Source organism: Streptacidiphilus carbonis, from assembly GCF_000787775.1.
Lineage (GTDB): Bacteria > Actinomycetota > Actinomycetes > Streptomycetales > Streptomycetaceae > Streptacidiphilus > Streptacidiphilus carbonis.
This window is the reverse complement of record NZ_BBPM01000031.1, coordinates 39,566-63,189: the sequence shown is the minus strand read 5'-3', so window position 1 is coordinate 63,189 and position 23,624 is coordinate 39,566. Positions and strand designations below refer to the sequence as shown.

The following is a 23,624-nucleotide window of genomic DNA, read 5'->3' as shown; positions in this document are numbered from 1 at the left end:
CACCATGTTCTCCACGGAGAAGAAGCCCCCGCTCCTGCGGGGGCTTCTTGCTGTTCAAGGTTCGGCGCTGACTACGCCGTACGGGCCTCGGTCAGCAGCCGTTCGGCGTGCCGCTGGCTGACTCCCAGCTCCAGAGCCAGCCGACTCGGCAGCAGATCGACACCTTCGGCCGCAGCCTGCTCCAGGAGCCCGCGCACTCGTGCCCGGCGCTGGGCGGCGCGCTGGTGGACCTCGGCGGTCAGGCGGCGCTCGCCCTTGTCGACAGCACCCTTGGTGCGGCCCCGGCCCGGAGCGCCGCCGGGGGCGCGTCGGGCGGCCTCCAGGGTCGGCACCGCAGCGCGGCGGTAGTGCGGGACGGCCTCGCAGACCAGTGCGTCCGCAGCCGGGGCGGATGAGCCCTTGAGGTAGGTGCTCCAGGCTCCGGCGGTCGGGCGGCGGTCGGCGGGAATGGTCAGCCGCGCTTCCTCGGCGTCGAGCAGGTCCAGGGGGTGCTCGGCCGTATCCGGCAGCGGCGGGATGTCCTCGCCGGCGAGAGCCGCCACCAGCTGCTGGTAGTCCCACAGCTGGTGTCGCGCCCCCGTGCGGCTGATCAGCGGCGGGAGCCTCAGCGCGGACCGCTTGTTCTTGAAGGTGCCGTAGCTGACACCGAGGATCTTGGCTGCGGTGGCAGCGTCGGCGGCGGTACGACCGTGGGGGATCACGAAGGGCTCCTGGAGGCGTGAAGCTGCGCCGCCCCGACCCCGGTGCGACACGGAGAATGCTACAGGCTTCACGTCATTCCCCGAGGTGGGTGCGCAGAAGGGCCCCGCCGCAGGCGACTGCCTTCGGCGGGGCCCAAGAGGGGCCGTGCGGTGAATCCGTCAGAGCTGCTCGGTTCCGGGGATGGGCTTCGCGTTCAGGAACAGGCGGCGGCTGGTGATCGCCGCGCCGCGCCGATGGGCGACTGCCGACGGCTGGTGGGCCTCGGCCCAGGCGGCGGCGACGGCTGCGCGGGCGGTGCTGGCGGTCACCACCAGCGTCTGCTCACCGGCAGTGTGGCGGATGACGACGGACCAGCGGCAGGGGAGGTTCAGCATGCTCGACTCCTTGGAAGCGGGTGCGATTCGAGGGCCGGGCGGCGGGACCAACCGCCGCCCGGTGGTGGTGCGTTGTACCGACTGCTGGGGCCGGTAGCCTGGGATTCGCGCTCCGCTTTCGCGGAGGTGCGATTCGAGCCGACGGCGACCGTGGCCTAACCAGCCCCCTGCGGGGCCGCCCCTTGGGGCGGGCGGTCGCCGTCGGTGCGCCCGAGGGGGCTGTCAGTCCTGCTCGGGGGTGCGGTTGTCGCGCTGCGGGGGGATCGGGGGAGTCGACTGCTCGGGGCTGCGGCGCGGTCGGGGAATCCCCGTGATGCGGGGGATGGCGGGAGCGTTGTCGTCGTCGCTGTCGTACATGAGGCGTCCTTTGCTGTCGGGGTGCGATTCGGGCCGGTCGGGGAACCACCCCCTTCCGACAAGGAAAACACTACACTCTTTAGGTCATTTTCGGAGTCGTGTTGACACCTGCCCGGCGTGTTCACCTGAATGGCGCAGATCCGTCCGAGCGAACCGCCAGTCGCGTGCGCGCCTGAGGGCCGGGATGCGACTGCGAGCCGCCGCCGGGCTGGAGACATTGCGGCTTCCCGCAGAGAGCGGCAAGGACCAAGCCCGAGCCGACCCGGGGTGGAGGCGGTGTGCAAGGGACTGCGGACACCCGTGCAGTGGACTAACCGACCGGAGCGACCAGGACGGGGAAGATACGTGACGGACCGTCTGTATCTGCGGCATTCCACTGACAAGCAGACCAATGCTCGTCACAGCGGGCGGGGAGCCCCGGCGGCACCCTCGGGGGAGGGGTGACGCCGGGGCGGCCGCGGGGTCGCCCACGGGTGACCTGTCCTATGTATCACTGCGAGGGCCCTACGCAGGTGGTCTCCGCAGTTCCCGTCTCTTGTCCGCTTCCGGCGGGGTAGGACGAGGCGGTCGGACTCGGTGACCAGCCGCTGCCGGTCACGCCAGTGCTGTCTGGTCCCACCCGGGCAGGTCCAGGACCAGGACGTCGTGCAGTGCGGCTCCGGTCCAGGGGTGGTTCTCGCCGACCTTCTCGTATCCCCACGAGCGGTAGGCGCGGCTGGCTGCTTCGGCTTCGGGGCGGGTGTTGAGCAGGACACGCTCTTGGGCGATGCCGTCCAGAAGTTCGTGGTGCACTGCGGTGGCGAGGTGCCGGCGGCGCCAGGTGGGGTGGACGGCGAGCTCGAACAGGCCGAAGGTGCGGCGTCCGTCCTCGCGGCTGACCTCGGCGGGGACGGGCACGGTCAGGGTGTCCCACCAGCCGGTGGAGGCGGGCAGCGGGTAGCCGTAGGCCATGGCTGCGGGCTCGCCGTCGTCGGTGCGGGCCAGCACCGCGCGGAAGCCGGCCTTCTTGGTCTGGGAGCGGAAGCGCCGAAAGTTCGCCTCGACGTCCTCGCTGGTCTTGTCGTAGGGGGGTTCGGAGAACGCCTCGCGGTAGACCGTCCGCAGCTCGTCCTCGACCCAGGCGGCTTCGGGGCCGTCGTAGCGTTCGATCCTCATCCCGCCTCCGCGGTCGACTCCAGCAGGGCGACCGTATCGCGGGCGGTCGCGGTGTCGATGCTGGCGGCTGCCTGACGGAAGTTTGCCAGGCGGGCGGAGAGGCGGGCGGAGGTGAGCGCGTCGGATTTGGCGACAACGGTGGCCATCTGGGCGCACGCCTCTTCTACCTCCCCAGCCTGTAGGAGCACGGAGGCGAGCCGGGCGCGGTACAGGGCGGTGTTGCGTGCGTATCCGGCGGCCAGGCCGTCGACGGCGGCGCGCAGGAACGGGACCGCGGCTTTCGGCGCCCCGGCTTGCAGGTAGTGGGTGCCGGTGGCGTAGTCGATCTCGACGGGGCCCGCGAAGCGGACCCAGCGTGGGGCGTCGGGCTCCTGGTCGGCACGGTCGTGCAGGGCGATCGACCCGCTCAGCGCGCGACGCGAGCCGGTGAGGTCGCCCGCGGCCAGGGCCGCGCGCGCCTCGCGCAGCGACAGCACCAGCCGCACCCCGGGCCCGGCGTGACGGCTGGCTAGACCCTGAGCCGCACCGACGGCTGAGGCTGCCTCCCAGGGCAGGTGCCGGTCGACGGCCAGCAGCGACAGGGTGGACAGGGCCCGCATCTCCAGCTGGGCGTCGCCGGTCATCCGTGCCGCCGCGAGTGCCTCCAGCACCGAGGAGCGGGCCTCCGAGTCGCGGCCGGCGTCGTGGCACAGCCACCCGAGATGGCAGTGGATCTCCCCGAGCATGGCGTGCAGCTGCACCGCGACCCGCTCCGTGCACAGGCTCCCGGTCAGCCGTCCGCCGATCTGCTCCAGCAGCTCATGCGCCTGCTGGCGGGCGGTCAGGCCGCCGCTGGCGTGGTCGAGCCGGTACAGCCCGTCGATCCGGCCGCGCAGGCCGCGCACCTGGTCCATGCCGGTCCTGGGCCCGGGGGCGGGCAGCGCCGCGGCGGCGGCCAGGCCGCCGAGGTCCGCGATGAACTCCCGTCTGCGCACCGGTCCATCGTGCCGCAGCCGGGCCACGGGGTGGCACCGGTGTTCGGGCACGGTGAAGCCCATCTCCGCCAGCGGGATGCCGAACATCGCCTCCAGGACGTCCTGCTGCCCGGGGTGGGGCAGCGGCGGGTCCTCGCCCTCCCAGCGCCGCAACTGACGCACGCTGACGGCGGCATTCGCCCTGATCAGCTGTGCCCACTGGGCGAAGTCGACCAGGAACGACTCCTGGGTGTGCCCGGACGCCCTGCGTAAGCGCGCCAGGTTGCTCCTCGCCACGGCGACTCCCCGTTCTGTGACGTGCGGTCAGCCCACCATGCCACTGCCCGCCCGCCCCGTCATCGGAAACGTCCGGTGAAACGTCCGGTCAGGCCGACCCCACCCGGGCCCGGTAGGCGGTGCACTGGAACCCGCAGCCACCCGGGGCAACAGCTCCCCCGCTCCGGGCGGCTGCGGCTAGGGCGATTCCCGCCCGCGAATCCCGTGGCCCCCGCTGGCTGGGGCCGTGCCTGTCAGGAGTCCACGTGAGCGTGCCGACCATGACATCCCTGCCCACCACGCCCGTCCCCATGGACGAGGCCGCCGACCACGCCGCCCGGCTGCTGGCCGCCCTGGGCCTGGATCTGACCGGCCCGGAGCTGGCCGCGACCCCGGGCCGGATGGTGCGGGCGCTGAAGGAGATGACCACCCCGCCGACCTTCACCGCCACCGACTTCGAGACCACCGCCGAACCCGGCCAGCTGGTCCTGGTGCGCGACATCCGCTTCGTGTCCGTGTGCGAGCACCACGTCCTGCCGTTCACCGGCGTCGCCCACATCGGCTACGTGCCGCGCAAGCGCATCTTGGGGCTGAGCAAGGTCGCCCGGGTGGTGCACCACTGCGCGCGGCGCCTTCAGGTCCAGGAGCGGCTGACCGGGCAGATCGCGGACTGGATGGTCGAGCACCTGGACCCGGCCGGGGTGGCGGTGCTGCTGAGCGCCGAGCACACCTGCATGACCCTGCGCGGGGTCGGGGCGACCGGCTCGCGCACTACCACCTCCTCCCTGCGCGGCGTGCTGCTGGACGACCCCGCCGCCCGCGCGGAGTTCATGTCGCTCGCGGTGAGCGCGCCGTGACCGCGGTCCAGGCCAGCGCCCGGCCACTGGTGCAGGCGCGGGTCGGCGGGGCCGGCTGGGACTTCAACGCCGCCCACACCGGCCTGCACGAAGGGGTGTTCGAGCCGCTGCACGGGCACACCTACCAGGTCGTGCTGGCCGCGTGGGGGCTGCCGGACTCTTCCGGGATGGTCGCCGACTTCCGGGTCCTCAAGCAGCAGCTGCGCGAGGTCATCGCGCCGCTGAAGCGCCGCACTCTGATCGCGGTGGACACCCCCGGTGTCCTGGTCGAGGAGGTCAGCGGCGATCAGCTGCGCGTGACCGGCGGCGGCGCGTGCTTCAGCCTGCCTCGCTCCTGGACGGCTCTGCTGCCGGTAGCGGGCACCAGCACCGAGGCCCTGGCCTGCTACCTCGTCGCCGAGCTCGCCCGTCGGCTGGGCGCCGCCTGCCCCGCCGTCGAGCGGCTGGAGCTGACGCTGACGGAGTCGGCCGAGTGCTCCGCCACCGCCGAGGCGGTGCTGCGGTGACCGCCCCCGTGCCCGGCATCGGCCGTGGGCGCCTGGCCGCCGTTCTCGGCCTGGCCCTGGACGGCCAGCTCAGCGCGGGGCGGTCCGCCGCCCCGGCCGTGCTGGAGCATCCCTGGGACGCGTGGTGGACGGCGGTGCGCTCCAGCGGCCTGGTCCGGCCTGCCGCGGGCAGCGCCGGGGCATGCCTGCCGTGCGCCGAGCGGGCCGCCGCCGCAGCTTCGGCGGCGGTGCCGGAGCACCCGGGCCACGGCGAGCGGGACTGCGACTGCCACCGGGTCTGGGCCCAGGCGATGCGCGCGCCGCTGGCCGACACCCAACTCCCGGTACCCGGGCAGCGGCTGACGCTGGCCATGCTCAAGCCCGGTGCCCCGATGCGGGCGATCCGCTCACGGCTGCGGTCCGTGCTGCGCGAGGTCCACGTGACGACGCGGCAGTTGACGGCCGCCGACTGCGACCGGCTCTACCCCGACGCCTACGGCGCCTCCTTCGTCGCCGAGCGCACCGACTACCTCACCAGCGGTAGCGTGCAGATCGTGGTGCTGGCTGGCGGACCGGACGCGGTGGCGGCCGGCGCGGTCCTCAAGCGGACGGTGCGCGCGGACCTGGGGGCCGGGATGCTGGTCAACCACCTGCACATGCCCGACAACCCGGCCGAGGCCCTGGCCGACATCGCGCAACTGGCGGGCTGGCACGTACTGGAAGAGGTCTACCGGCGATGGGAGAGCAGTGATCAGCGAGGGGTCGCCGCCCGCATGGCGGGCTACCGGGCTCATCTGGGACCAGGGCACCGCACTGCTGGAATGGTCGGCCCCCAGCGGCGGTACCTCCAGGACGAGCCCGCTGAACACCGGCACTGACCTGGCCTTCACCGCCGGGGCCGACCGGCGCTGCATCGGGGTGTGGCGCTCGGGCAGCCGCCGCGACTGCCCGATGTCCGCGCCTGTCGTCCCGACGGTGCGCACCGCCCAGTGCCCGCCCTGCCAGGCGGCGGACCGCGCCGACTCCATCGCCGCCGACACCCGCCTGCACGACCCGCGCCCCTTCGCGGTCTACCTCGCCCACCACGGCTGCGCGGTCAAGGTCGGCATCACCGCGGTCGAACGCGGCGACGCCCGACTGCTGGAGCAGGGCGCGCTAGCCTCCACCGTCATCTCCACCGGCACCCTGACCGCTGCCCGCCGGGCCGAGAGCCTACTCGGCACCGCCCTGGGGCTGCCCGACCGGATGAGCGCGGCGCGCAAACGCCTCGCCCGTGCCCGGCCCGGCACCGCCGCCGAACGCGCCGCAGACCTGTTCGCCACCGCGCAGCGTGCTGGCGAACTGGCCTGGCCACAGGGCCAGGACCGCCGCGAGCCGCAGGTGAGGGACCACGCCGCCGCCTACGACCTGCCCGCCGACGGTCTGCGGCCGGACGCAGCGCTGCTGCCGCTCGCCCCCGGGGACGTGATCAGCGGACGGATCGCCTGCCGGATCGGCACCGACATCTATCTGGACACGGTCTCGGGGTTGGTGCTGCTGGACACCCGGCTGCTGGCCGGATGGGCACTGGGCCGCGCCGAACCCGACACCGCGCCGACCGCCGCGCTCGAATCCCTTGCACCGCTCGGCCACCAGGAGGAACAGGATGCACTCTTCTGACTCGTCCGCACCGGTCACCGTGGTCGAGGGGATGCCGGGCGCGGGCAAGACCACCGTGCTCGCCGCCCTGGCCAGGGCCGGCCGCACCGTGCTGCCCGAGTACACCACCCCCGCCGGAGACCTCCTTGACCACGACCGGCACCCGCACCACGACGACGAGGACAGCCATCTGGCGAACTGGCTGCGCAAGGCCGACCATCTGCGCGGCCACCCGGGGCCGGTGTGGGTGGACCGCGACTGGCTCACCGCCCTGGCCTGGGCGGCAAGCACTGGCGGCCTGGCCCGGCGCGCCGACTGGGTTCATTGCCACCTCGCCGCCGGACGGCTGATACCACCGCACCGGTGGATCATCCTGGACCTGCCGCCGCACCTCAGCCTCCAGCGCCGGGCCGAACGCCTCCACCCCGGGCACCCGTGGTCCGATCCCACCGTCCTGGAACGGCTGCGCGCCTTCTACCTCGATCCGCTCACCCACCTCGCCACGGCGCATCCGGGGCTGGCCGAACTGGTCGCAGCCGTCCCCCGGCAGCGGGTGGACGCCACCGCGTCGACCGACCAGCTGGCCGGCGCGGTCGATGCGGTGGGCGCGCGGTGAACGCCCCGGTGGTGGCCATCGCCCTGCACGACGGCTACTTCAGCGCCGCGACCGGAGCCGGCCGCAGCAACCAGGCCCTGATCACCGCCGCCGCCCACACCCTGGCCCCCGGGGTCCGCCTGGTCCTGCTGCCCGTCGACCTGCACCCCACCAGCCCCGAGTACGCGCCCACCGCCCACCGGGCCGTGCTCGACCTCCTCGCCGACGTGCCCCACCAGGTCACCGCTCTGGACAACGGCACCGCCGGACAGCAGCGCTTCGGCGACCTGACCGCCTTCGAGCACCTGGACCGCCACGCCGCCGAGGTGATCAACCCGCTGATGCGCCGTCACCCGCGAGGGCTGCTGATCGCCATCGACCAGCCCTTCGCCGGACTTGGCCGCCTGCTCGCCGCTCCGCCCGGATGGCGGCTGCTGTATCTGCCGCGCTCCAGCGCCGACCACCACGCAGACCCGACGCGCGCCGCCTGGGAACAGCATGGACTGGACGGCTGGATGGCTCTGGGAGCCGCGTTCGGCGCGATCAGCACCCACATGCGCACCCTGCTGACCGGCAAGGGCATCCCGCCCGAGCGGATCATCGACGTCCCCGGCGGCCTGACCGCCATCGACCGCGTCCCGCTGACCGCCGCCCCACCCTTGCCCGACCAGGCCGAGGGCGGATTCCTGCTCAGCATGGGCCGCGCCCAGCCCTACAAGGGTTTTGAAGACCTCCTCGACGCCCTCGGTCACCTCGCCGAAACCGGCGTACGCCTGCCGCACCTGCTGCTGGCCGCGGTCACTGACGGCCCCACCACCGCCTACCAGCACCACCTTCGCCAACGCATGAACGCGCTCGGCCTGTCGGCGACGCTGTGGACCCGCTTCGACCCCGGCCTGCCCGGACTGCTCCACCACCCGGCGCTGCGGGCGGTCGTCGTCCCCTCGCGCAGCGAACCACTGGGCCGCATCCCGCTCGAAGCCTTCGCCGCCGGAGCCGGACCGGTCGTGGCCACCACCGCCGGCGGCCTGGCCGAGACCGTCATCGACAACGCCACCGGTTACAGCGCCGCGCCGGGCGACCCGCGCTCCCTGGCCCTGGCCATCGGCCGCGCACTGGCCGCGCCCCCTGACCAGGTTGCGCGACTGCGGGAGGCCGGGGAACAGCTGGTCGCCGGACGCGACTACACGAGTTGCATCACCGGGGTGCTGGCTGCCCTGTCGCCCTGGGCGATCGGGGCCGCGGCGGCGAAGCCGTAGAGGGTCAGTGCGACCTGGGCGGCGGCAGCCGCCTGGGCGTGGCCCGGCTCAGCCCAGCCCAACAGGTCAGCGGCCTCGCCCAGCGGCACCCACACCCGTGGGTAGACCTGGCCGTTGTCCGGGTCCGGGGTCGCCGGGAGCCACTGGTCCACCCGGGCGGCGACCCGCAGCTGCGCGAACGGCTCACCGGTGGCGGGGCGTACTTCCTGGTAGCCGAGCGGGACGACGTCGCGCACCGTCACGTCGGCCTCCTCCATGACCTCGCGCTCAAGCGTCGCCTGCCAGTCGCGGTCGAAGTCCTCCGGAGTGCCGCCCGGCAGGTTCCAGCCGCCGGGCATCTCCAGCAGCAGCACCCGGGCGTCCTCGTCAACGATCCACGCGTAAACCTGACGTACCGGCAGAACCTCGGGAGCGGGCCAGGAGCGGTGCCACAGAAAGCTCGTCACGCCGAGCCACAGTAGTCCCTCCGAGCACCGTCCGACGCACGATCGCGCCCCTGCACGACCGCTACCGTCTCGAATGGCGCTTCCGGGCCCGACCGGACGCCGACATCGACCAGCAGGAGCACAGGTGACCCAGGCCCAGCCCAGCCAGCGCATGCGTGACCTGGGGATCGTCCAGCACGGCGCCCCGATCCTCACCACCCCGGCGCGCACCTTCGACCTTCCGGCCGAGGCCGCCGCCGCTGAACAGTCCATTGACCGCCTGTTCGCCGCTATCGAGGACATCGCCCGCGCCCACACCTTCGCCAAGGGCATGGGCATCGCCGCCCCCCAGATCGGCATCGCGCGCGCCGCCGCCATCGTCCAGCCGCCCACCGCCGGAGCCCCGGCGATCGTGCTGCTGAACCCCCGCATCACCGACAGCTCCGCCGAGGGCGACGAGCAGTACGAAGGCTGCCTGTCGTTCTTCGACGTCCGCGGACTGGTCCCCCGCCCCCTGGCCATCACCGTCGAGACCACCGCCCTGAACGGCAGCACCCACACCACCACCTACCAGCGCGGCCTGGCCCGCCTGATCCACCACGAGATCGACCACCTCGAAGGACAGCTGTACCTGACCCGCATGCGCCCCGGAGTCGAGCCCCTGCCCGTGGACGAGTACCGCCAGAACGGCCGCGCATGGGCCTACGAGCAGTAGAAGCAGCACAACCCGTACAGCTGGAAACCCAGCTGACCCCTTGTGGAAAGGTCAGTTTCCACTCATGCTTTCCACTATGGACGCATCCGATTACCACCGGGCTGAGACCCGGATGCACACCGCCGACCAGCGGGTGAAGGCACTCCAACACGAACTGTCGGCCGCGGAACTGGAACGGGATCGGTCGGTGGCGGACGTCGACCAGTATGCCCACGCCGCAACCGACGGACGGCCCCTGACCAGCAGGCGCGAAATCGCTCGGCGGCTGGGCGTCACCCACCCGTCGGTCAGGGCGATGGTCGACCGTGCCGCGGCAGCCCCCGCGCCGGCACCGGGCCGACCCGGGCCGATTCCGGTCATGTCCGCATGGCGGGCCCAGCAGTACGTCGAGGCGGGCGCGCTCGGCGACCTCGCCGGGGCACGCGTCGCGATCAGCCCGCTGGACATCCTTCTGGAGTCCGGACTGCACCCCGCCGCGTTCGCCGACGGCACCCAGATCAACCCGCCCACCATGCTGCTGCACGGCAGCACCGGCGAGACCATCGGCGTGGACAACTGCAACGCTGGCTACGGCGGCACCGGACCCAGCGCCAGCCGCGAGCTCCTCATGAAACTGGGCTGGACCAAGGCCGATGCCGCCGCCGTCCACGCCTACCGCTACGTCGAACTCGGCATCGGACGCGGGGTAGTGCGCGCCGAAGCCGAGTCCATCCACCACTGCGGCACGATGGAGTACACCCACGGCGTGCTCACCGCCCGCCTCCGCCCCGGACCCTGGCGCAACTACGGCCCCGACGGCCGCCAGCTCCGCGAGGACATCATGGGCCTACGGGCATGGATCACCGAGGTCCTGGACCAGCCGGACCGATACCCGTGGGCCGCAGGCGAACGAGTCGCCCGCGTCTACCTCAGCCGTGACACCGCCGCCGCCCGGCGCGAACCCCTCGGATCATTCACCCCCGGCCAGCTCCAGAGCCCCTACAGCGTGGTCATCGAGCAGGGTGAATTGCAGATCTGGTGCGCCGCCTACTACGCCACCGACTGGACTGAACTCCTCTCCCAGGAGCAGACCGAAGTCCTCAGCATCGCGGGCCTGATCCCCGCCGACATGCCCACCCCCGGACTCCTCGACCGCTTCCTGCCCCGCCGCCGCGAACGACCCGCCTACATCGAGGTCTCCGCCACCGGAGCCGCCACCCTCCAGCACGAACCCGACGGCCGCACCCTCAGCCCCGAAGTCCACTACCCGTGAGTGCCCGTTGAGGTGACATGGCCTCAACTCACCGCACAAACTCACCTCTTAAGAGGTGAGTTGCGTCTAGAGTGAAGCCATGCCCACCGAAGCCGTCACCCTTATCCCTGAGCCCGCTCCCGTTCCGCTGCTGGAGGTCGTTCCTGACCTGCCCGCCGCGGTGACGATCGCCGAGATTGCCGCCGGAGTCACCTCCGCCCTGGTCGAAGCCTGGAACGCGATCCGCGCCCGGCACCCCGACGTCCCCGAGGCGGTCGTCAGCATGGCTACGGGTGGCCGCGCGAGCGCGGTCGAGCTGGCGCACTTCGCACCCCGCCGCTGGCGCCTGCGCGAGGGTGAAGTCCTGCACCACGAGGTCTTCGTCACCGCCGAATCGCTCGCCGACGGAGCCGTGAAGGTCTTCGGGTACCTGCTGCACGAGGCCACCCACGCGGCGAACGAGGCCCGCGGCACCAAGGACTGCTCCCTCAGCCAGTACCACAACAAGGTCTTCCGCAAGACCGCCGAGGAGCTGGGGCTCGTCCAGCGGTCCGACGTCGACGAGCAGTGGAAGAAGAAGTACGGCTCCGCCGGAACGGAGCTGGGCGACGAGGCCGCGAAGACGTACGCCGACCACATCGCCGCGCTGGACAAGGCGATGCACGCCACCCGCAGGCCCGAGTACCTCGTCACCCGCACCCGTGGGGGCGGCAGCAAGGGCGGGGCGGCCGACGACGCTGAGGTCGGTGCGGACGCCGGCGGGGACGACGAGGCGCCCACCGGGAAGAAGGAGAAGGAGGACCGCAACTACGCCAAGGCCGTATGCCAATGCGAACCGCCCGCCGTCATCCGGGTCTCGCCCCGGACCCTGGAGCGCCGCAGCATCATGTGCGGCGAGTGCGCGGAGAACTTCACGCTGGAGGCGTCCGGCTGACCGCCCCTTCGCCCGCGGGGGCTGACACGCCACCGTGGCGGTAACCGGACCGCTACGCTGTGCTGCGTGAAGCGTCGACCACCGCCCCCGCGCGAAGAGGTTCCGGCCGATTCGAAGCCCATCATCACCGCGGTGAGCGCCTTGGGGCCGGACGCACCGGAGGAACCCCTCGTGGACGATGAGGAGTACGCCAAGATCGTGCGAGCCGTCCGGAAGGTCTCCGCCGACAACGCCGCCGAGCGCAAGCGCCGCCAGGAGATCCGCGACATGTTCCCGCACCGATGAGCAGGGCACACGAGCTGGCGAAGTCTTCATGAAGTGGCCGGTGGAGGTGGGGGAGTAGCTTCCGGCAGTTCTGGGCGCATCGAGCAGGGGAGTGCGATCCTTGGGCCGTGGCGGACAAGGTGGCTCGGTGCCCGGACTGCAAGGGCACGCTGGTGAGGATCTACACCTCCGGCGAGGTCGAGGCGTGCGTCCTGGTGGACACCTCCGACCCGGACGCCGGCGTGCTGGCGGTCGTCGTGGACGGCGACGTCCAGGGGCCCCGCAGCATCCGGATGATGGTCTGCGCCACCTGCGACCACTGGCCCGGGGAGTATCCGCGGACCCACGGCTTCCCCCTGTTCCGCGCCGCCACCGCGATCTGGGAGAAGGGCAAGTGGCCGTCAGCCGCTCTCTGGGAGTGCACCGACCACAACACCGAGTACTTCGCCACCCGCCTGGAACGGCTGCTCTGCAAGCTGGAGATCGAGCGCGGGCAGCGCGAGGAGATCGACTGCCACTGTCGACCCTCGCGGTACGCGATTCTCAACAAGAGCAGGGAACTGCCTGGTCGCGGCCCCGAACCGATACCGACCGGTCAACACCTTGACCACCCCCAGGGCGCGGCACCGGCCCCACCGCAACCGGTCAACGAGTTGACCGCCGTCACCGGGGTGGACGACCTGGACGCGGCACTGGGCGCCGTCCGTGCCGCCCAGGAGGCCCTGGACGCCGCGCACGAGCAGCTGCGGGTGCACCTGCGGAGGGAAAGCTCGGCGGGAACGACAGCGAACGAGCTGGCCAGGCGTGCGGAGGGCACTCTGTCCCGCCCCCTGGTGCTAAGGGCGGTCCGCGGCCCCGCAGTCCTCCCGGCGGGATAGCCAGCAGCCGGCGGCACCTGTTCGTCAGCCGCCTCAGTCCCCAGTGGCTTCCCACTTCACCAGCTGGTGCAGCACGTCCAGGACCTCCCGGTGAGTCCCCAGGTAGCGGCCCGCCTCGCCCAGGACGTCGCCGGGCGGGACCGCGACAGGTTCCCGCGTCATCGCCGATGCCGCTGCTGCCAACTCGTCAGCCGCGAGCGAAAGCCGGGCCGCCACGTCCTCCAGGTGCGCCCACCGGCCTGTTTCGACGTCGAGGGCGGTCGCGTGCACCAGCTTCACCAGCTCCGCGTAGTCGACAGCGAGCTGGGCCCCAGCGGGCGGAAGAGTACGGCCGACGTCCATACGCCCGACCCTAGGACGGGCCCGGAAGGGCTGCCACCGGTGGGTCCGCTTAGAGAAGTGGTCTATCTGGCCAGATAAACCGCGCCCCGGCTGTCCCTTCGCGGAAGGGGAGCCGGGGCGCGCTTCGTCGTGCGGCGAACCGTCGTGGTCCACTAGGTGCAAGCGGCTACAGCAGGGCGTCGCGGCTGGCGTCCCAGCTGGTGCAGTGCGTGGTCTGGCATCCGTCGTGGTCGTAGCGGACGGTGATGTCCCAGACGGGCCAGATTCCGAGAGGTCGAGGGCCGCGCTCGATGGCGAGGACCTCGTACGGGGTCCCGCCGTAGCCGCTGCAGTACCGGCCGCCGACGACGCGGGGGCCGATCTGGGTGGTGATCCACTCCTCGTAGGTCATCTCGAAGCCCTCGGGGCGGTCTCCGAGCAGTTCGGCGGGCATGGTGTTGCTGCACTCGTAGCACTCGCTGCGGCCGCTGCTGTTGACGGTGCCGCAGGCGGCGCAGGTCCACGAAGGGCGCTGGCACTCGTGGCAGGCGTCGTACGAGGGCGGGTTGTCGGCGCCGCAGATGCAGCCCCACGCCCGGCACGCGCGTTTGGCTGCTGCAAGTTCTTCCAGGTAGGTGCCCATATTTGGATCTCCTTCTTCCTTTTGTTTGGTCCGGGTCGAGCCTGTCCAGGGGTTGGGTGATGCGGCTCAGATGGCCAGCTCCCGCGCCGGCGGGGCGGCCCGCCGGTCGCGGTAGATGCGGTGGACGAGCTCCGCGTGCTTCTCCGCCTTCTCCAGGCGGGGGCGTTCGTCCGCATGGCTCACGCGAAGACCTCGACCAGCCGGGCGGTCACCGCTCCCTGGTGCATCCGCTGGCTGCGGAGGTGCTGGTTCCAGGTCCCGCCGTCCCAGCGCTGGGGGATGCCGTTGCCGAGGTCGACGTCGACCAGGGGGTAGCCGGGCCCCACGTCGCGGGTGAGGACGGCGGCCAGCGCCACCTCGTCGTACAGGGGCCTCTCGCCCCGAAAGGCGCGCTGGCGGTCGACTCGGGCTCGGGTTGAGGCGATCCGCACCTCCAGGGCGAGGACCGGCAGCGCGGCCCACTCCAGCAGCACGTCGGCGTGGCACGTCTCGCCCGGAGGGCAGGTGCAGGCCAGGTCCATGCCGCGCAGTTCCGGCAGCCGGGCCAGGATCTTCTCCCGGCGCTGGTCGCCCTCGGTTGACTGCGAGTTGCTGCGGCTGCCGCGCAGCCAGGGGCGGAACTCGGCGACGGCGGTCTGCCGGGCCTCCGGTTCCGCGTAGCCGATGTCGAGGAGCTGCGCGACGGTGAACGGGTTGCCGAAGTTGCTGGTCCGGTCCACGATCACGCACTGGTCGGGCTTGCGCCAGCCCTGGGTGCGCTGGCGCTGAATACGGGTGGTGGTACGCATGGGCGTAGTCCTTTCTCGCAGTTCAGGAGGCTGGTACGGGCGGGCAGGGGGCGTTGATGCGTACCCGGGAGACCGGGCGGTCACGGCCGCAGACGATGCACTTCCAGACCGGCTTGGCCGGTTCCGTCGGACGGGTCATGTCCGTTCCTTTCCAGGGAGGCGGTCAGAATGAGCGGTGCATCCAGGCGGGGAAGCCGCCCGCGCAGCTGCGGCACAGGAGGCGTTCCATTACTCGGCGCCAGCCGGCGGCGGCCGCGTGGACGAAGGTCAGTTCCGTCATCCCGCACCCGTCGCAAGCAGGCTGGACCGGCTCGGTTCCGACGAGGTCATCTTCCTCGTCGGGGGCGTACCCGTTCTCGATCAGCGATTCGCGGCGCGCGACGTCGTCCAGGTCGTCCAGGTGCTCACGCTCGGCCTGGAGCCAGTCGGCGCACTCGGCCGGGGTCAGGTGGGCGGGTGGCTCGCGGTTCACAGTGCGCTCCATTTCCGAGGGTCGAGTTGATCAGGTGATACGTGGTCAACAGGTTGACCACTTCGGTGAAGCCGCCGCTCTCGACCGCTTCGCTGCTCAGTTCCGCAGGGCCGCCGCGGGCTCACCCAATCAAATGTTCTATCTGGCCAGATAAACCGCGGGTTCCGGCGGTCCCCTTCGCCGAAGGGGAGCCGGGGCCCGCGTCCCGTCGTGCGGCTGAACCGTCGTGGTCCACCGGGTGCGACCAGCTACAGCGATGCGGGGTTCCTCCCGGCGACGTCGCGGGCCGCACGTTCCCGCTCCCATCCCTGGTGCTCGATGCGCCGCTCCAGCAGCTGGCGGCCGTCGGTGCTCAGTGCGAGCAGGGTGCCCTGGTGGGGGTCGTAGACGTGGTGGCGTACCAGCGGGTACTTCACCACCTCCAGCAGGCCGGACCACACCAGCGACTGCGCGGTCTCGGCGGGGACTCCGGCGGCGGCGCCGTCGCGAGTGCAATCCAGTGGGTGCGGCGCCACCGTCTCCAGGGCAGCCCATTCGGCCGCGGTGGGCTCGCGCTTGCGGGTGACCACCAGGGTGCCCGTGTTCGGGCCGGGCCCCGGGTGGCGCTCGGTGTCGTAGCCGTCGGCGACCAGCTGCTGCGCTAGCGCGGCGTAGGCGTCCTCGGTCGCCGCGGGGTCGTCGTCGGCGCCGGCACGCCACCGCACCTGGACCTTGAACGGGCCCTCCTGGGCGACCCGGAAGCCGACGGACCGGGGGGAGGCCTGGAAGGCCCGGCCGAAGCCGAGCTTCTGCGAGCGTGACCGCACCGCGGCCAGGCGGCGTGAGATCGTCTGCGCGCCGATCCGGTCGCGGACCACGGCGAGCGCGTTGAACTCCCGTCCCATTACTGGCCCTTGGCCCGGTCCGAGTCGCCGGTGAGGGCGTTCATGGGCGTGACGCCGTGCTCGGAGAGGATCTCGGTGGCGACGGCCGCGCCGTGGGCGGTGGTGCTTCGGGCGGTGGCCAGCCGGGCGATGGCGGACCGGAAGACGGGCACGTTCTCCGTGTCCATCCGGTACGCGATGTTCTGGTGCCAGCTCGGGTTGTCCGGGTCGGACACCGGGGTGATCGGCGCGGGGGTGCCCTCGGGCCACCAGCCCGCCTTCACCCCGCGCGGGACGGCCCGGGACAGGGCGACGGTCGGCCCGTTCAACTTGCCGAGTACGGCACGCAGCTGGTCGGCGTCGAGGTAGCCGTCGCCCTCCACGATGACCATCTCGGCGAACCGGCGCGCGGAGCCGGTCAGCGAGCGCAGGTAGCGCTCGGCCCGGTCGGCGGTCCAGCCGCTCTCCACCGTGGTGATGGTCAGGGTTGCGTGCTGCTGGGCGGCGAGCGCAACCAGCTCTCGGGCGAAGTCCGCTGACGCGCCTTCGATGGTGATCTTCATGGTGCCTTCCGTCAGATTCTTACCCGCTTCTTCCGGGTCTCCACCGACAGTGTGCCCCTCGGAGTCCCTCCCCGTATAGACCAGGGAGAAATGAATCAGAAATCTGCACTCATTCGGGTGATCCGGTGGCGCCGTACGTCTTGGCTCGGATAATGTGCCATATCCGAGGCGATAAACCGGACATGACGCCCCGTCGGTCCCGAGGAGAGGAAACGAATACACGTGCGAATCGTTCAGCAGGGTGACCGGGTCTCCGGCACGATCCAGGACCAGACCTTCACCGGCACCGTCTCGATCGTCCACGGTCGCGGCGGGCACTTCGCGCGGGACGCCGACGGCACGCTCACCGTCCTCGTCCCCTCCACCCCGGACGTGGTCCACATCGACACCGACGCCCCGCTCATCACCCCGGCCGGACGCACCGTCAACGGCGCGCTGCTGCGCGGCCCGGCGGAGATCGCCACCCTGACGTTCCTGAACGACGGCCCGTGCCAGCACTGCTTCCAGGCACAGGGACACCACGTGCACTGCCCGCACTTCTGACCCAGCCCCGGGGGCGGACACCCAGCGGTGTCCGCCCCCGGCGCCACCGTTCCCGACCACCACCTGTTCAACGAGAGGACACCCACCACCGTGGACGACCAGAACAGCCGACGGGCCGCCGCCGCCATCGCCGAGGCCCTGGACGACGGGGTCGACGTCGCCGAGTTCCTCGCGCACGCCCTGTGCACCGTCGCCGCCGCCGAGGGCGGGGTCGAGGAGGTGCTGCGCAACCGCTCCGGTTCCTGGGAGGCCGGGCACCTCCGCAGCCTGATGGAGGGGACCGTGGGCCCGGACGGGGAGGGCCTGGCCGCCCACCGCAAGGACGCCGAACCGGAGACCTTCGAGGCCGAACTCCGGCCCAAGCAGGGCGGATGGCGATTGGACGTGCGCCTGCCCGGCTTGCCCGGCAGCGGCTGGCCCACCACCTCGTTCAGCGACCGCGGCACCACCGTGCCGACCGTGACCGAGCGGAACGCGGCGCTGGAGGCGCTCGGGTACCGCCCGGCCGACCCCGACGCCGAGCACGTCGGCTGGGCCTGGATCGAGGCGCAGGAGACCGCCGACGAGGCCGCCTACTTCATCGGCGTCACCCGGGTCCTCCCGCTGCGGGCCGACCAGCACGGCCCGGCCGCCTACTTCGACCAGCTGGCCGCATTCGCCGAGGACCCGGAGCACGGTGACGCGGCCCGGGACCTGATCCGCCGCCACGCCGACGCCTTCCCGTCCAGCACGGCCACCGACACGGAGACCTCGCGGTGAGCCGCAGCAGGCAGGCCTGGCAGCTCGCGCGGCACCTGACCGAGGTCACCGGGGGGACCGAGCTGGAGCTGAACTGGGAGAACGGGCCGCGGTGGAACCTGCACTGGACGGACGGCCCGCTGGTCGAGGAGATGCGCGCCCACCTGGACACCGCGCTGGCCGGGTACCACTACACCGAGATGCGCGACCGCAAGATCGCCTGCTCGCGGTCCTACTCCGAGCGGGCGTGGGCGGCGCGGGCCATCGCGTCGCGCCGCGAGGGCACCCTCGCCCCGGCCGTCGCCGCCGAAGTGGCCAGGCGCCGGGCCATGGGACTGGAACTCCCGCGCCTCAGCGTCAACGTGCCGTCCGAGAGCCACGAGTATTACGCGCTGCTCAGCTACGTCGAGCAGCTGTGGCAGGTGACCTCCTACCCGGAGCGGCCGAGCGTGACCGAGGACGAGCCGCTCATCAAGGAGCTGCTCGCGGCCGGCACCAAGACGAGCGAGTACCACAGCTGGCCGAGCGAGTACGAGATGACGAAGGTCCTGCTCTCCGCCATGCGGGCTCCCGTCGGGGACCAGCCGCCGCAGCTCTCCGTCGTCCCCTCCGGCCCGGAGCAGGCCCGGTGACGGCCGCGACCGAGGACGACCGCGCCCGGCGCGCGGCAACTCCGGTGAGCCCGAGGCAACTTGCCCTGTTCCCGGTCCGGACCGGCCCGCGCGTCGTCCTGTCCTACACCCGCCCGGACGGCGGCCCGCTCACCGCCGCCGACTTCGACCACCTGACCCGGCTCGCCCGTCCGGCGACCGGCGCCACCCCGACCCCGAAGGGCTCCACCTCATGCCGCTGAGCGTCCCGCTCGTGCTGGACCCGGGAGAACCGGGCCGCTTCTACACCGTCCACGTCCACCGGGTGCGCTGGAGCACCGACATGATCTCCGGGCCGCTGACCGCCGACCACCTCGCGGCCATGTACTCCGGGCAGCTGACTGCCGACCACCTGGCGGCGCTGGAAGCCAACGCCCGCAAGGGCCTGCGTCTGGTCTCCGAGTGCGTCGCCGCCGAGCTGGCCGACGCCGGCGTCGAGGTCATCGAGCACCACGGCGGTGCCGAGGCGGTGGCGCGGGTGCTGTGCGACTCCGAGGTCTGCGCCGCCGTCGCCGAGCGCTACCGCCGCGACGCCGAGGAGGACGTCGAGGCCGAGGCCGCCCGGGCGTGGGCCGCCACCAAGCTTCCGGGGCAGAGCGTGGAACTCCTTTGCCTGCGCGGCGAGTTGGAGCGCACCTCGCCCGGCAAGGCGGTCCAGGGCGCCAAGGACATGCTCGCCGCCTTGCTGGCCGCCCAGCAGGAGCGCACCGGCGGCGCCACGGACCGGGTCGTGCTGATGGTGGACGAGGCCGCCGACCTGTTCCGGGCGGCGGGCCTCTTCGAGGACCAGAGCCCGGAAGGGGTGCGCCGTGAGCTTGACCGGCTGATCCGGCAGAACCGGGTGCCGTACCCGATCGAGCCCGCCGCGGACAGCACCCGGTGGGGCCCCGTGATCCCGAACATGCTGATCTCGGGGACGGTCGTCGCGGAGGCAGCCGAGGGACGGGCCCACCTGACCCCGGAGACCCTGGTGAGCGAGACCGTGCGACTGGCCCGCACCGTCGCCGCCGGCGAGACCCGCGGTGAGGGCGCGGGGATGCTCGCGCTGCGGTGCCGCGAGGTGGCCCGCCGCTACAAGGCGGGCCCGCCGCCGCCGTGCTCCACCGACTGCGAGCAGGACCAGAACCCGGGGAACGCCTTCGTGCACTCCATCGGCCACCAGCCTCGCGCCGTCGCCGCCGGCGAGGTGCGGCGCTCCAAGGCCGCGGCAACGGACTGGCCGCTGCGGACCCTGCCCGAGAATCTGCCGCAGGACGACGACGCCCTGGTCCTGGTCTACCGCGAGCCCACCCCGGGCCTGTCTTCCCTGCTGGAGGCTGTGCGCACCGGTGACGACCAGGCCGTGCAGAGCGAGGCCACCGTGCTGGTGCGGGCGCTGGGATGGATCGCTGCGGAGGGTTCCTCGTGACCGTTTCCGACGCCTTGAGCGCCCACCTGGGATGGCGGTCCTTCGGACACCGGGCGGACTGCGCCCGGCCGGTGTGGGAGGTCGACCAGCAGAGCGAGGCCGACCGGTGGCGCGACCGCCGGGGCGGACCCGAGCACGCGTGCCCCAACGAAGACTGCGGTCACAGCGACCGCTTCGACACGGTCACCGTACGGGTGCTGTGCCGGTCCTGTGGCACGGTGCACCTGATCAGCGGGGAGGAGCGCACCTCCCGGACGACCACCACGGCGAGCACCGGCTACGGGCAGGTCCCCAAGAAGGTGGGCGGGCTGTGGCTCTACCCGGGGCCGCCGCTGCTCGACTGGCACGACGCGGGGCCCGGCGGCTACCTGTGCTCCCTGGAGCGGGTCGAGCGATTGGCCGAGAAGGACATCGTCGGCTCCATCGGCGAGGGCCGGGGCGCGCGCGGCGCCACGACCTGGAGCGCGGGCGCCCTGCCGACCTGGCAGCCGTCCGCGACCACCCGCCCGTACCCGTATCCGGTGTTCGCGAAGGTCAGCGGTGATGCGCCGTTCAAGACCGTCGCCGCCGCGGCGAAGTGGGTGAAGGCGGAGGTCGACAAGACCACCGCGACCGAGACCAAGGAGGAGCAGGGCCAGTGAGCACTAGCCAGATCGACGGCACGGCCGTCGTCACCCAATACTTCGAGGACCGGATCACCGAGGCGCAGACGGAGGTGGAGTCGGCCCGGGCCGCGCTCGCCGCCGCCGCCGAGGCCAAGGTTGACCTGCGCCAGGGTGAGCGGGACGCGTTCGCCGAGCACGGCACGCTCCCGGCACCCCCCGCCGGGACGATGGTGATCCTCAGCCTCCAGCCGGAATGGCAGCTGTGCTCGTGGGCACAGAGCCGCATCGCCGACATCGCCTTCAAGGACATGTCCGCGGCCGGGGACGCCGCCTTCAAGCAGCGCGGGGTCGAGGAGAAGGCCGCGCACGCGTGGCTGGAGCAGCACGGCTACACCGTCCCCGACGTGTTCCAGGGGAAGCGATGACCGAGCTGCCGCACCAGGCCTACGCTGACCTCATCGCCGACAGCCTGGACCCGGGTGGGCCCTCGGGCCCGTACGCCCCGGACGAGTACCTGGCCGAGCGCTACATCGACGGCACCCTGGTTGCCACCTACTACTTCCGTCGCACCCAGCCCCGCCGGGTCCAGCGCGATCCGGACCTGCGGGAGCTGGACGTGGTACTGGAGCCGGTGGTCGACGCGAAGGCGTGGCCGCACGGACTGACCTTGTACTGGACATCGTCCGAGGGCTGGCAGTACGGCCCGCTCGGTGCGGAGTACGAGGACCTGGCGGACTGGCACGAGCCGCTGCCAGTGGACCGGCTGGCCAGCCCCGGGGCGCTGCGAGCCCTGCTCCCGGCCCTGTTCGCGGGCGACACCGAGGACCTGCCCGCGTCCACCGACCGCTGGTACCAGCCGGGCCGATCCGCCCAGCTCGCCGCCCAGCTCGCGCTCGCCCCCCAGGACGCCGCGTACGGCCCCGAGGAGGAGGCCGTAGGCATGACCGATGCCGATCGGCTGCGGGCGGCAGTGGCCGCCGTGCCGATGGCCGGCACGGTGGGCCAGCTGCGGGCCCTGCTGGAGCAGCTGCCCGACGAGATGTCGCTGTGGCTGGACGACCACCACCGGGCGCTGCCCGGCGAGTCGGATCACGACGCCCTCACCGTGCACCCGAGTCTGGTCGGTGTCGTCTCCGAAGCAGGCACCGAGGCGGCGAGGAAGGAGCACGGGCTGATGCTCACCCAGGTGTACGTGCCTCGCGTCGGCGAGGAGGAGCGGGCCGCCGTCGCTACCCGCAGCGACCTGCCCCCGGACGGTGAACACGCCCGCGCCGCCTACTTCCTGGAAAGGGGCGAGCTGCGGCCGGGACTGAAGGACGTCGCCCAGTCCCTGATGGACTTGACGTACCTGGTGGGCGAGGTCGCGGCTGGGTACGTGGAAACGGGCTCGGACGCGCACCAGGCGTTGCAGGTGGAGACGGAGCGGATCACCCAGGCCGCTGCCCGGGTCAGCAAGCTCGCCGACAAGGTCAAGGCTGCCCAATGACGACCGCCGAGGAGCACGGGACCGCACTGGAGTCGGTGGAGGTGGTCGACGCCGAACTGGTGGACGACGACGCCCCCGGCGCCGGCGCGGTCGTCGTACACGACCCGGTGGCCGCGGTCCTCGCCGCGCTGGACACGAAGGCCGCCGAGATCCTGTACGACAACCGGCCAGACAAGACCAAGAAGGGGTACGCCCGGGACTGGGCGCTGTGGGCAGAGTTCCACCGCTGGCTCGCCGAGCAGACCGGTGTCGAGCTGCCGCTGAGCAGCGTCACGGTCGGCACCTACGTGGGATTCGTGACGTGGTTGGACGAGGTGATGCTGGCCGCGCCGACCAGCATCGAGCGTCGGATCACCGGGGTGGCCTCCGAGGCTCGTAGGAAGGGCTACGAGGTACCCAAGGCCGCCCGGGCGGCTGCCACCCAGGCTCTCAAGCCGCTCAAGCTGGACAAGGCGCGCCAGGCCCGAGGCCGTGGGAAGGCCGCCGCGATCACCCCCGCCGATCTGCGGCAGATGAACACCGCCCCGCGTGAGCGCGCTGTGCAGCCCGATGCCCGGCGGCGCCAGGTGCACGTTGTGCCGGAGCTGGCCCGGCTTCGGGACCGGTCGCTGCACACCATGCGGTTCGCCGTCGCGGGCCGCAATGAGGAGATGAGCGAGATGGACGACACCGGCGTCCATCTCGTGGCCGAGGGCTTGGAGGTTCACGTCCCCTCTGTGAAGGGTCGCCCGGCCCGCGACGTCGTCGTGGCCTACGGGGAGAACGCCGACACCTGCGCGGTGCGCTGCTGGATCGCGTGGCAGGAGGCCAAGCTCGCCGCCGGCGCGGCTCCGGGCGGGCCCGCGTTCCTGCCCGTCAGCCAGTGGGGCGTGCTGGGCACCGAGCGGCTGTCGCCGGACGGCTGCGGCCGGGCGATGACGCGCTCCGCGCGGTACGCGGGCATGACTGGGCGCCGGATCACCGGGCACTCCGGGCGCCGCGGTCTGGTCACCACCGGGCGTAGGAAGGGCAAGCGGCCGGAGAAGCTGCGGGCCCAGGGCGGTTGGTCGAAGAACAGCCCGGTGTTCTGGGAGTACGTGGACGAGGGCGAGAAGTGGGAGGACAACGCGACCGAGGGCATCGGCTTGTGATCGAAGCGTTCAACTGGGTGGTGGCCGCCGGGGACTTCCCCGGCGGCCACCACCATTTCGGGTGATCGTTGGCGCGTTCCGGGGACCGTTGTCAGTGCCCCTCGCTACCGTGTGAAGCACGGCCCGCGCACGGGCCCAAGCCGAGCCTCAGCCCATGACTGGGAGCACTGAGGCGAAGGTGCCAGGACTCCGGTCCCAGCGCATCAGTGCGAAGCGCACGTCTCGCCGTCCGACGGCGAACAACTCCGACTGCTCGCCAGCATCGTTCTCGCTCGCGTGGATCGGGTCATGGGTAACCGCTGCACGCTCCCAAGGA

General features: G+C 72.1%; 31 protein-coding genes. 19 read left to right on the top strand and 12 right to left on the bottom strand.

Translation table 11 applies throughout. From position 1 onward, the window contains the following. Positions 1-71: 71 nt before the first annotated feature. The 5 genes from TR46_RS41290 to TR46_RS23145 form a co-directional block, all read right to left on the bottom strand. A complete protein-coding gene (locus TR46_RS41290) occupies positions 72-701 on the bottom strand; it encodes a hypothetical protein (protein WP_042404475.1) in 630 nt (209 codons plus the stop codon). 159 nt (positions 702-860) lie between these two features. Next, entirely contained in the window at positions 861-1,076 is a 216-nt protein-coding gene (locus TR46_RS23155; protein ID WP_042404474.1) for a hypothetical protein, read from the bottom strand. 222 nt (positions 1,077-1,298) lie between these two features. After that, positions 1,299-1,433 (bottom strand): hypothetical protein, encoded by a 135-nt coding sequence (locus tag TR46_RS45090; protein WP_269084269.1) that lies wholly within the window; start codon positions 1,431-1,433, stop codon positions 1,299-1,301. A 594-nt stretch (positions 1,434-2,027) separates the two neighbouring features. Next, on the bottom strand, positions 2,028-2,588 hold the full coding sequence (locus tag TR46_RS23150; protein ID WP_042404472.1) for a GNAT family N-acetyltransferase: 561 nt from the start codon (positions 2,586-2,588) through the stop codon (positions 2,028-2,030). Continuing rightward, positions 2,585-3,838: an NsdA family TPR-like regulatory protein gene (locus tag TR46_RS23145; RefSeq protein ID WP_042404470.1), complete on the bottom strand. Its 1,254-nt coding sequence runs from the start codon at positions 3,836-3,838 to the stop codon at positions 2,585-2,587. The genes TR46_RS23150 and TR46_RS23145 overlap by 4 nt, the downstream gene beginning before the upstream one ends. A 245-nt stretch (positions 3,839-4,083) precedes the next feature. Here TR46_RS23145 and folE point away from each other — a divergent pair, with 245 nt between their 5' ends. The 6 genes from folE (at position 4,084) to TR46_RS23110 (ending at position 8,651) form a co-directional block, all read left to right on the top strand. Further along, positions 4,084-4,674, top strand: coding sequence for a GTP cyclohydrolase I (gene folE, locus TR46_RS23140; RefSeq protein ID WP_052433034.1), 591 nt, complete (start codon positions 4,084-4,086; stop codon positions 4,672-4,674). Further along, positions 4,671-5,180 (top strand): 6-pyruvoyl trahydropterin synthase family protein, encoded by a 510-nt coding sequence (locus TR46_RS23135; RefSeq protein ID WP_042404469.1) that lies wholly within the window; start codon positions 4,671-4,673, stop codon positions 5,178-5,180. Before folE ends, TR46_RS23135 begins: the two co-directional genes overlap by 4 nt. After that, positions 5,177-6,037 (top strand): nucleoside-diphosphate kinase, encoded by an 861-nt coding sequence (locus TR46_RS44460; RefSeq protein ID WP_236655451.1) that lies wholly within the window; start codon positions 5,177-5,179, stop codon positions 6,035-6,037. The genes TR46_RS23135 and TR46_RS44460 overlap by 4 nt, the downstream gene beginning before the upstream one ends. Positions 6,038-6,110: 73 nt before the next feature. Continuing rightward, positions 6,111-6,818 carry a DUF2797 domain-containing protein gene (locus TR46_RS23120; protein ID WP_369406005.1) on the top strand — a complete coding sequence of 236 codons (708 nt, stop codon included), beginning with the start codon at positions 6,111-6,113 and terminating at the stop codon, positions 6,816-6,818. Beyond that, a complete protein-coding gene (locus TR46_RS23115; protein WP_084718856.1) occupies positions 6,805-7,413 on the top strand; it encodes an AAA family ATPase in 609 nt (202 codons plus the stop codon). The genes TR46_RS23120 and TR46_RS23115 overlap by 14 nt, the downstream gene beginning before the upstream one ends. Further along, complete coding sequence (locus TR46_RS23110) at positions 7,410-8,651, top strand: glycosyltransferase family 4 protein (RefSeq protein WP_042404460.1); 1,242 nt, start codon at positions 7,410-7,412, stop codon at positions 8,649-8,651. Before TR46_RS23115 ends, TR46_RS23110 begins: the two co-directional genes overlap by 4 nt. Here the strand turns inward: TR46_RS23110 and TR46_RS23105 are convergent. Beyond that, on the bottom strand, positions 8,576-9,097 hold the full coding sequence (locus tag TR46_RS23105; protein ID WP_042404458.1) for an NUDIX hydrolase: 522 nt from the start codon (positions 9,095-9,097) through the stop codon (positions 8,576-8,578). The two genes, TR46_RS23110 and TR46_RS23105, sit on opposite strands and share 76 nt — an antisense overlap. A gap of 124 nt (positions 9,098-9,221) precedes the next feature. Here TR46_RS23105 and TR46_RS23100 point away from each other — a divergent pair, with 124 nt between their 5' ends. The 4 genes from TR46_RS23100 to TR46_RS23085 all read left to right on the top strand — a co-directional run bounded on the left by TR46_RS23100 (position 9,222) and on the right by TR46_RS23085 (position 13,098). Beyond that, positions 9,222-9,791, top strand: coding sequence for a peptide deformylase (locus TR46_RS23100; RefSeq protein ID WP_042404457.1), 570 nt, complete (start codon positions 9,222-9,224; stop codon positions 9,789-9,791). A gap of 76 nt (positions 9,792-9,867) precedes the next feature. After that, on the top strand, positions 9,868-11,043 hold the full coding sequence (locus tag TR46_RS23095; RefSeq protein WP_152626623.1) for a hypothetical protein: 1,176 nt from the start codon (positions 9,868-9,870) through the stop codon (positions 11,041-11,043). A 79-nt stretch (positions 11,044-11,122) separates the two neighbouring features. Then, complete coding sequence (locus TR46_RS38225; RefSeq protein ID WP_052433032.1) at positions 11,123-11,956, top strand: hypothetical protein; 834 nt, start codon at positions 11,123-11,125, stop codon at positions 11,954-11,956. Between the two features lie 392 nt (positions 11,957-12,348). Then, entirely contained in the window at positions 12,349-13,098 is a 750-nt protein-coding gene (locus TR46_RS23085; protein WP_042404454.1) for a hypothetical protein, read from the top strand. Between the two features lie 33 nt (positions 13,099-13,131). Here the strand turns inward: TR46_RS23085 and TR46_RS23080 are convergent, their stop codons facing one another. The 6 genes from TR46_RS23080 to TR46_RS23055 form a co-directional block, all read right to left on the bottom strand. Then, positions 13,132-13,440: a hypothetical protein gene (locus TR46_RS23080; protein WP_042404452.1), complete on the bottom strand. Its 309-nt coding sequence runs from the start codon at positions 13,438-13,440 to the stop codon at positions 13,132-13,134. A 166-nt stretch (positions 13,441-13,606) separates the two neighbouring features. Beyond that, the gene (locus tag TR46_RS38220; RefSeq protein ID WP_052433031.1) at positions 13,607-14,062 is read right to left on the bottom strand and encodes a hypothetical protein; all 456 of its coding nucleotides are present in this window, start codon (positions 14,060-14,062) and stop codon (positions 13,607-13,609) included. A 179-nt stretch (positions 14,063-14,241) separates the two neighbouring features. Beyond that, a complete protein-coding gene (locus TR46_RS43690; RefSeq protein WP_063770662.1) occupies positions 14,242-14,850 on the bottom strand; it encodes a DUF4326 domain-containing protein in 609 nt (202 codons plus the stop codon). A 163-nt stretch (positions 14,851-15,013) separates the two neighbouring features. Beyond that, positions 15,014-15,322 carry a hypothetical protein gene (locus tag TR46_RS23065; RefSeq protein WP_042404449.1) on the bottom strand — a complete coding sequence of 103 codons (309 nt, stop codon included), beginning with the start codon at positions 15,320-15,322 and terminating at the stop codon, positions 15,014-15,016. Positions 15,323-15,570: 248 nt separating this feature from the next. Further along, positions 15,571-16,206 (bottom strand): hypothetical protein, encoded by a 636-nt coding sequence (locus tag TR46_RS23060; protein WP_042404448.1) that lies wholly within the window; start codon positions 16,204-16,206, stop codon positions 15,571-15,573. Further along, positions 16,206-16,748, bottom strand: a complete 543-nt coding sequence (locus TR46_RS23055) for a hypothetical protein (protein WP_236655450.1) — start codon at positions 16,746-16,748, stop codon at positions 16,206-16,208. The genes TR46_RS23060 and TR46_RS23055 overlap by 1 nt, the downstream gene beginning before the upstream one ends. A gap of 222 nt (positions 16,749-16,970) precedes the next feature. Between TR46_RS23055 and TR46_RS23050 the strand changes: the two genes are divergently transcribed. The 9 genes from TR46_RS23050 to TR46_RS23005 are packed head-to-tail and all read left to right on the top strand — an operon-like array spanning position 16,971 to position 23,308. Next, a complete protein-coding gene (locus tag TR46_RS23050) occupies positions 16,971-17,291 on the top strand; it encodes a hypothetical protein (protein WP_042404447.1) in 321 nt (106 codons plus the stop codon). Between the two features lie 27 nt (positions 17,292-17,318). After that, entirely contained in the window at positions 17,319-18,050 is a 732-nt protein-coding gene (locus TR46_RS23045; RefSeq protein WP_042404445.1) for a DUF6303 family protein, read from the top strand. Next, on the top strand, positions 18,047-18,661 hold the full coding sequence (locus tag TR46_RS23040) for a hypothetical protein (protein ID WP_042404443.1): 615 nt from the start codon (positions 18,047-18,049) through the stop codon (positions 18,659-18,661). Before TR46_RS23045 ends, TR46_RS23040 begins: the two co-directional genes overlap by 4 nt. Further along, on the top strand, positions 18,658-18,882 hold the full coding sequence (locus tag TR46_RS23035) for a hypothetical protein (protein WP_042404442.1): 225 nt from the start codon (positions 18,658-18,660) through the stop codon (positions 18,880-18,882). Before TR46_RS23040 ends, TR46_RS23035 begins: the two co-directional genes overlap by 4 nt. Next, entirely contained in the window at positions 18,873-20,087 is a 1,215-nt protein-coding gene (locus TR46_RS38215) for a hypothetical protein (RefSeq protein WP_052433030.1), read from the top strand. The genes TR46_RS23035 and TR46_RS38215 overlap by 10 nt, the downstream gene beginning before the upstream one ends. Then, the gene (locus TR46_RS23025; RefSeq protein WP_052433029.1) at positions 20,084-20,728 is read left to right on the top strand and encodes a hypothetical protein; all 645 of its coding nucleotides are present in this window, start codon (positions 20,084-20,086) and stop codon (positions 20,726-20,728) included. Before TR46_RS38215 ends, TR46_RS23025 begins: the two co-directional genes overlap by 4 nt. Continuing rightward, a complete protein-coding gene (locus tag TR46_RS23020) occupies positions 20,725-21,117 on the top strand; it encodes a hypothetical protein (RefSeq protein WP_042404440.1) in 393 nt (130 codons plus the stop codon). The genes TR46_RS23025 and TR46_RS23020 overlap by 4 nt, the downstream gene beginning before the upstream one ends. Then, on the top strand, positions 21,114-22,178 hold the full coding sequence (locus TR46_RS39780) for a hypothetical protein (protein WP_052433028.1): 1,065 nt from the start codon (positions 21,114-21,116) through the stop codon (positions 22,176-22,178). The genes TR46_RS23020 and TR46_RS39780 overlap by 4 nt, the downstream gene beginning before the upstream one ends. Then, entirely contained in the window at positions 22,175-23,308 is a 1,134-nt protein-coding gene (locus tag TR46_RS23005) for a site-specific integrase (protein ID WP_042404438.1), read from the top strand. Before TR46_RS39780 ends, TR46_RS23005 begins: the two co-directional genes overlap by 4 nt. The last annotated feature ends 316 nt before the right edge of the window (positions 23,309-23,624 follow it).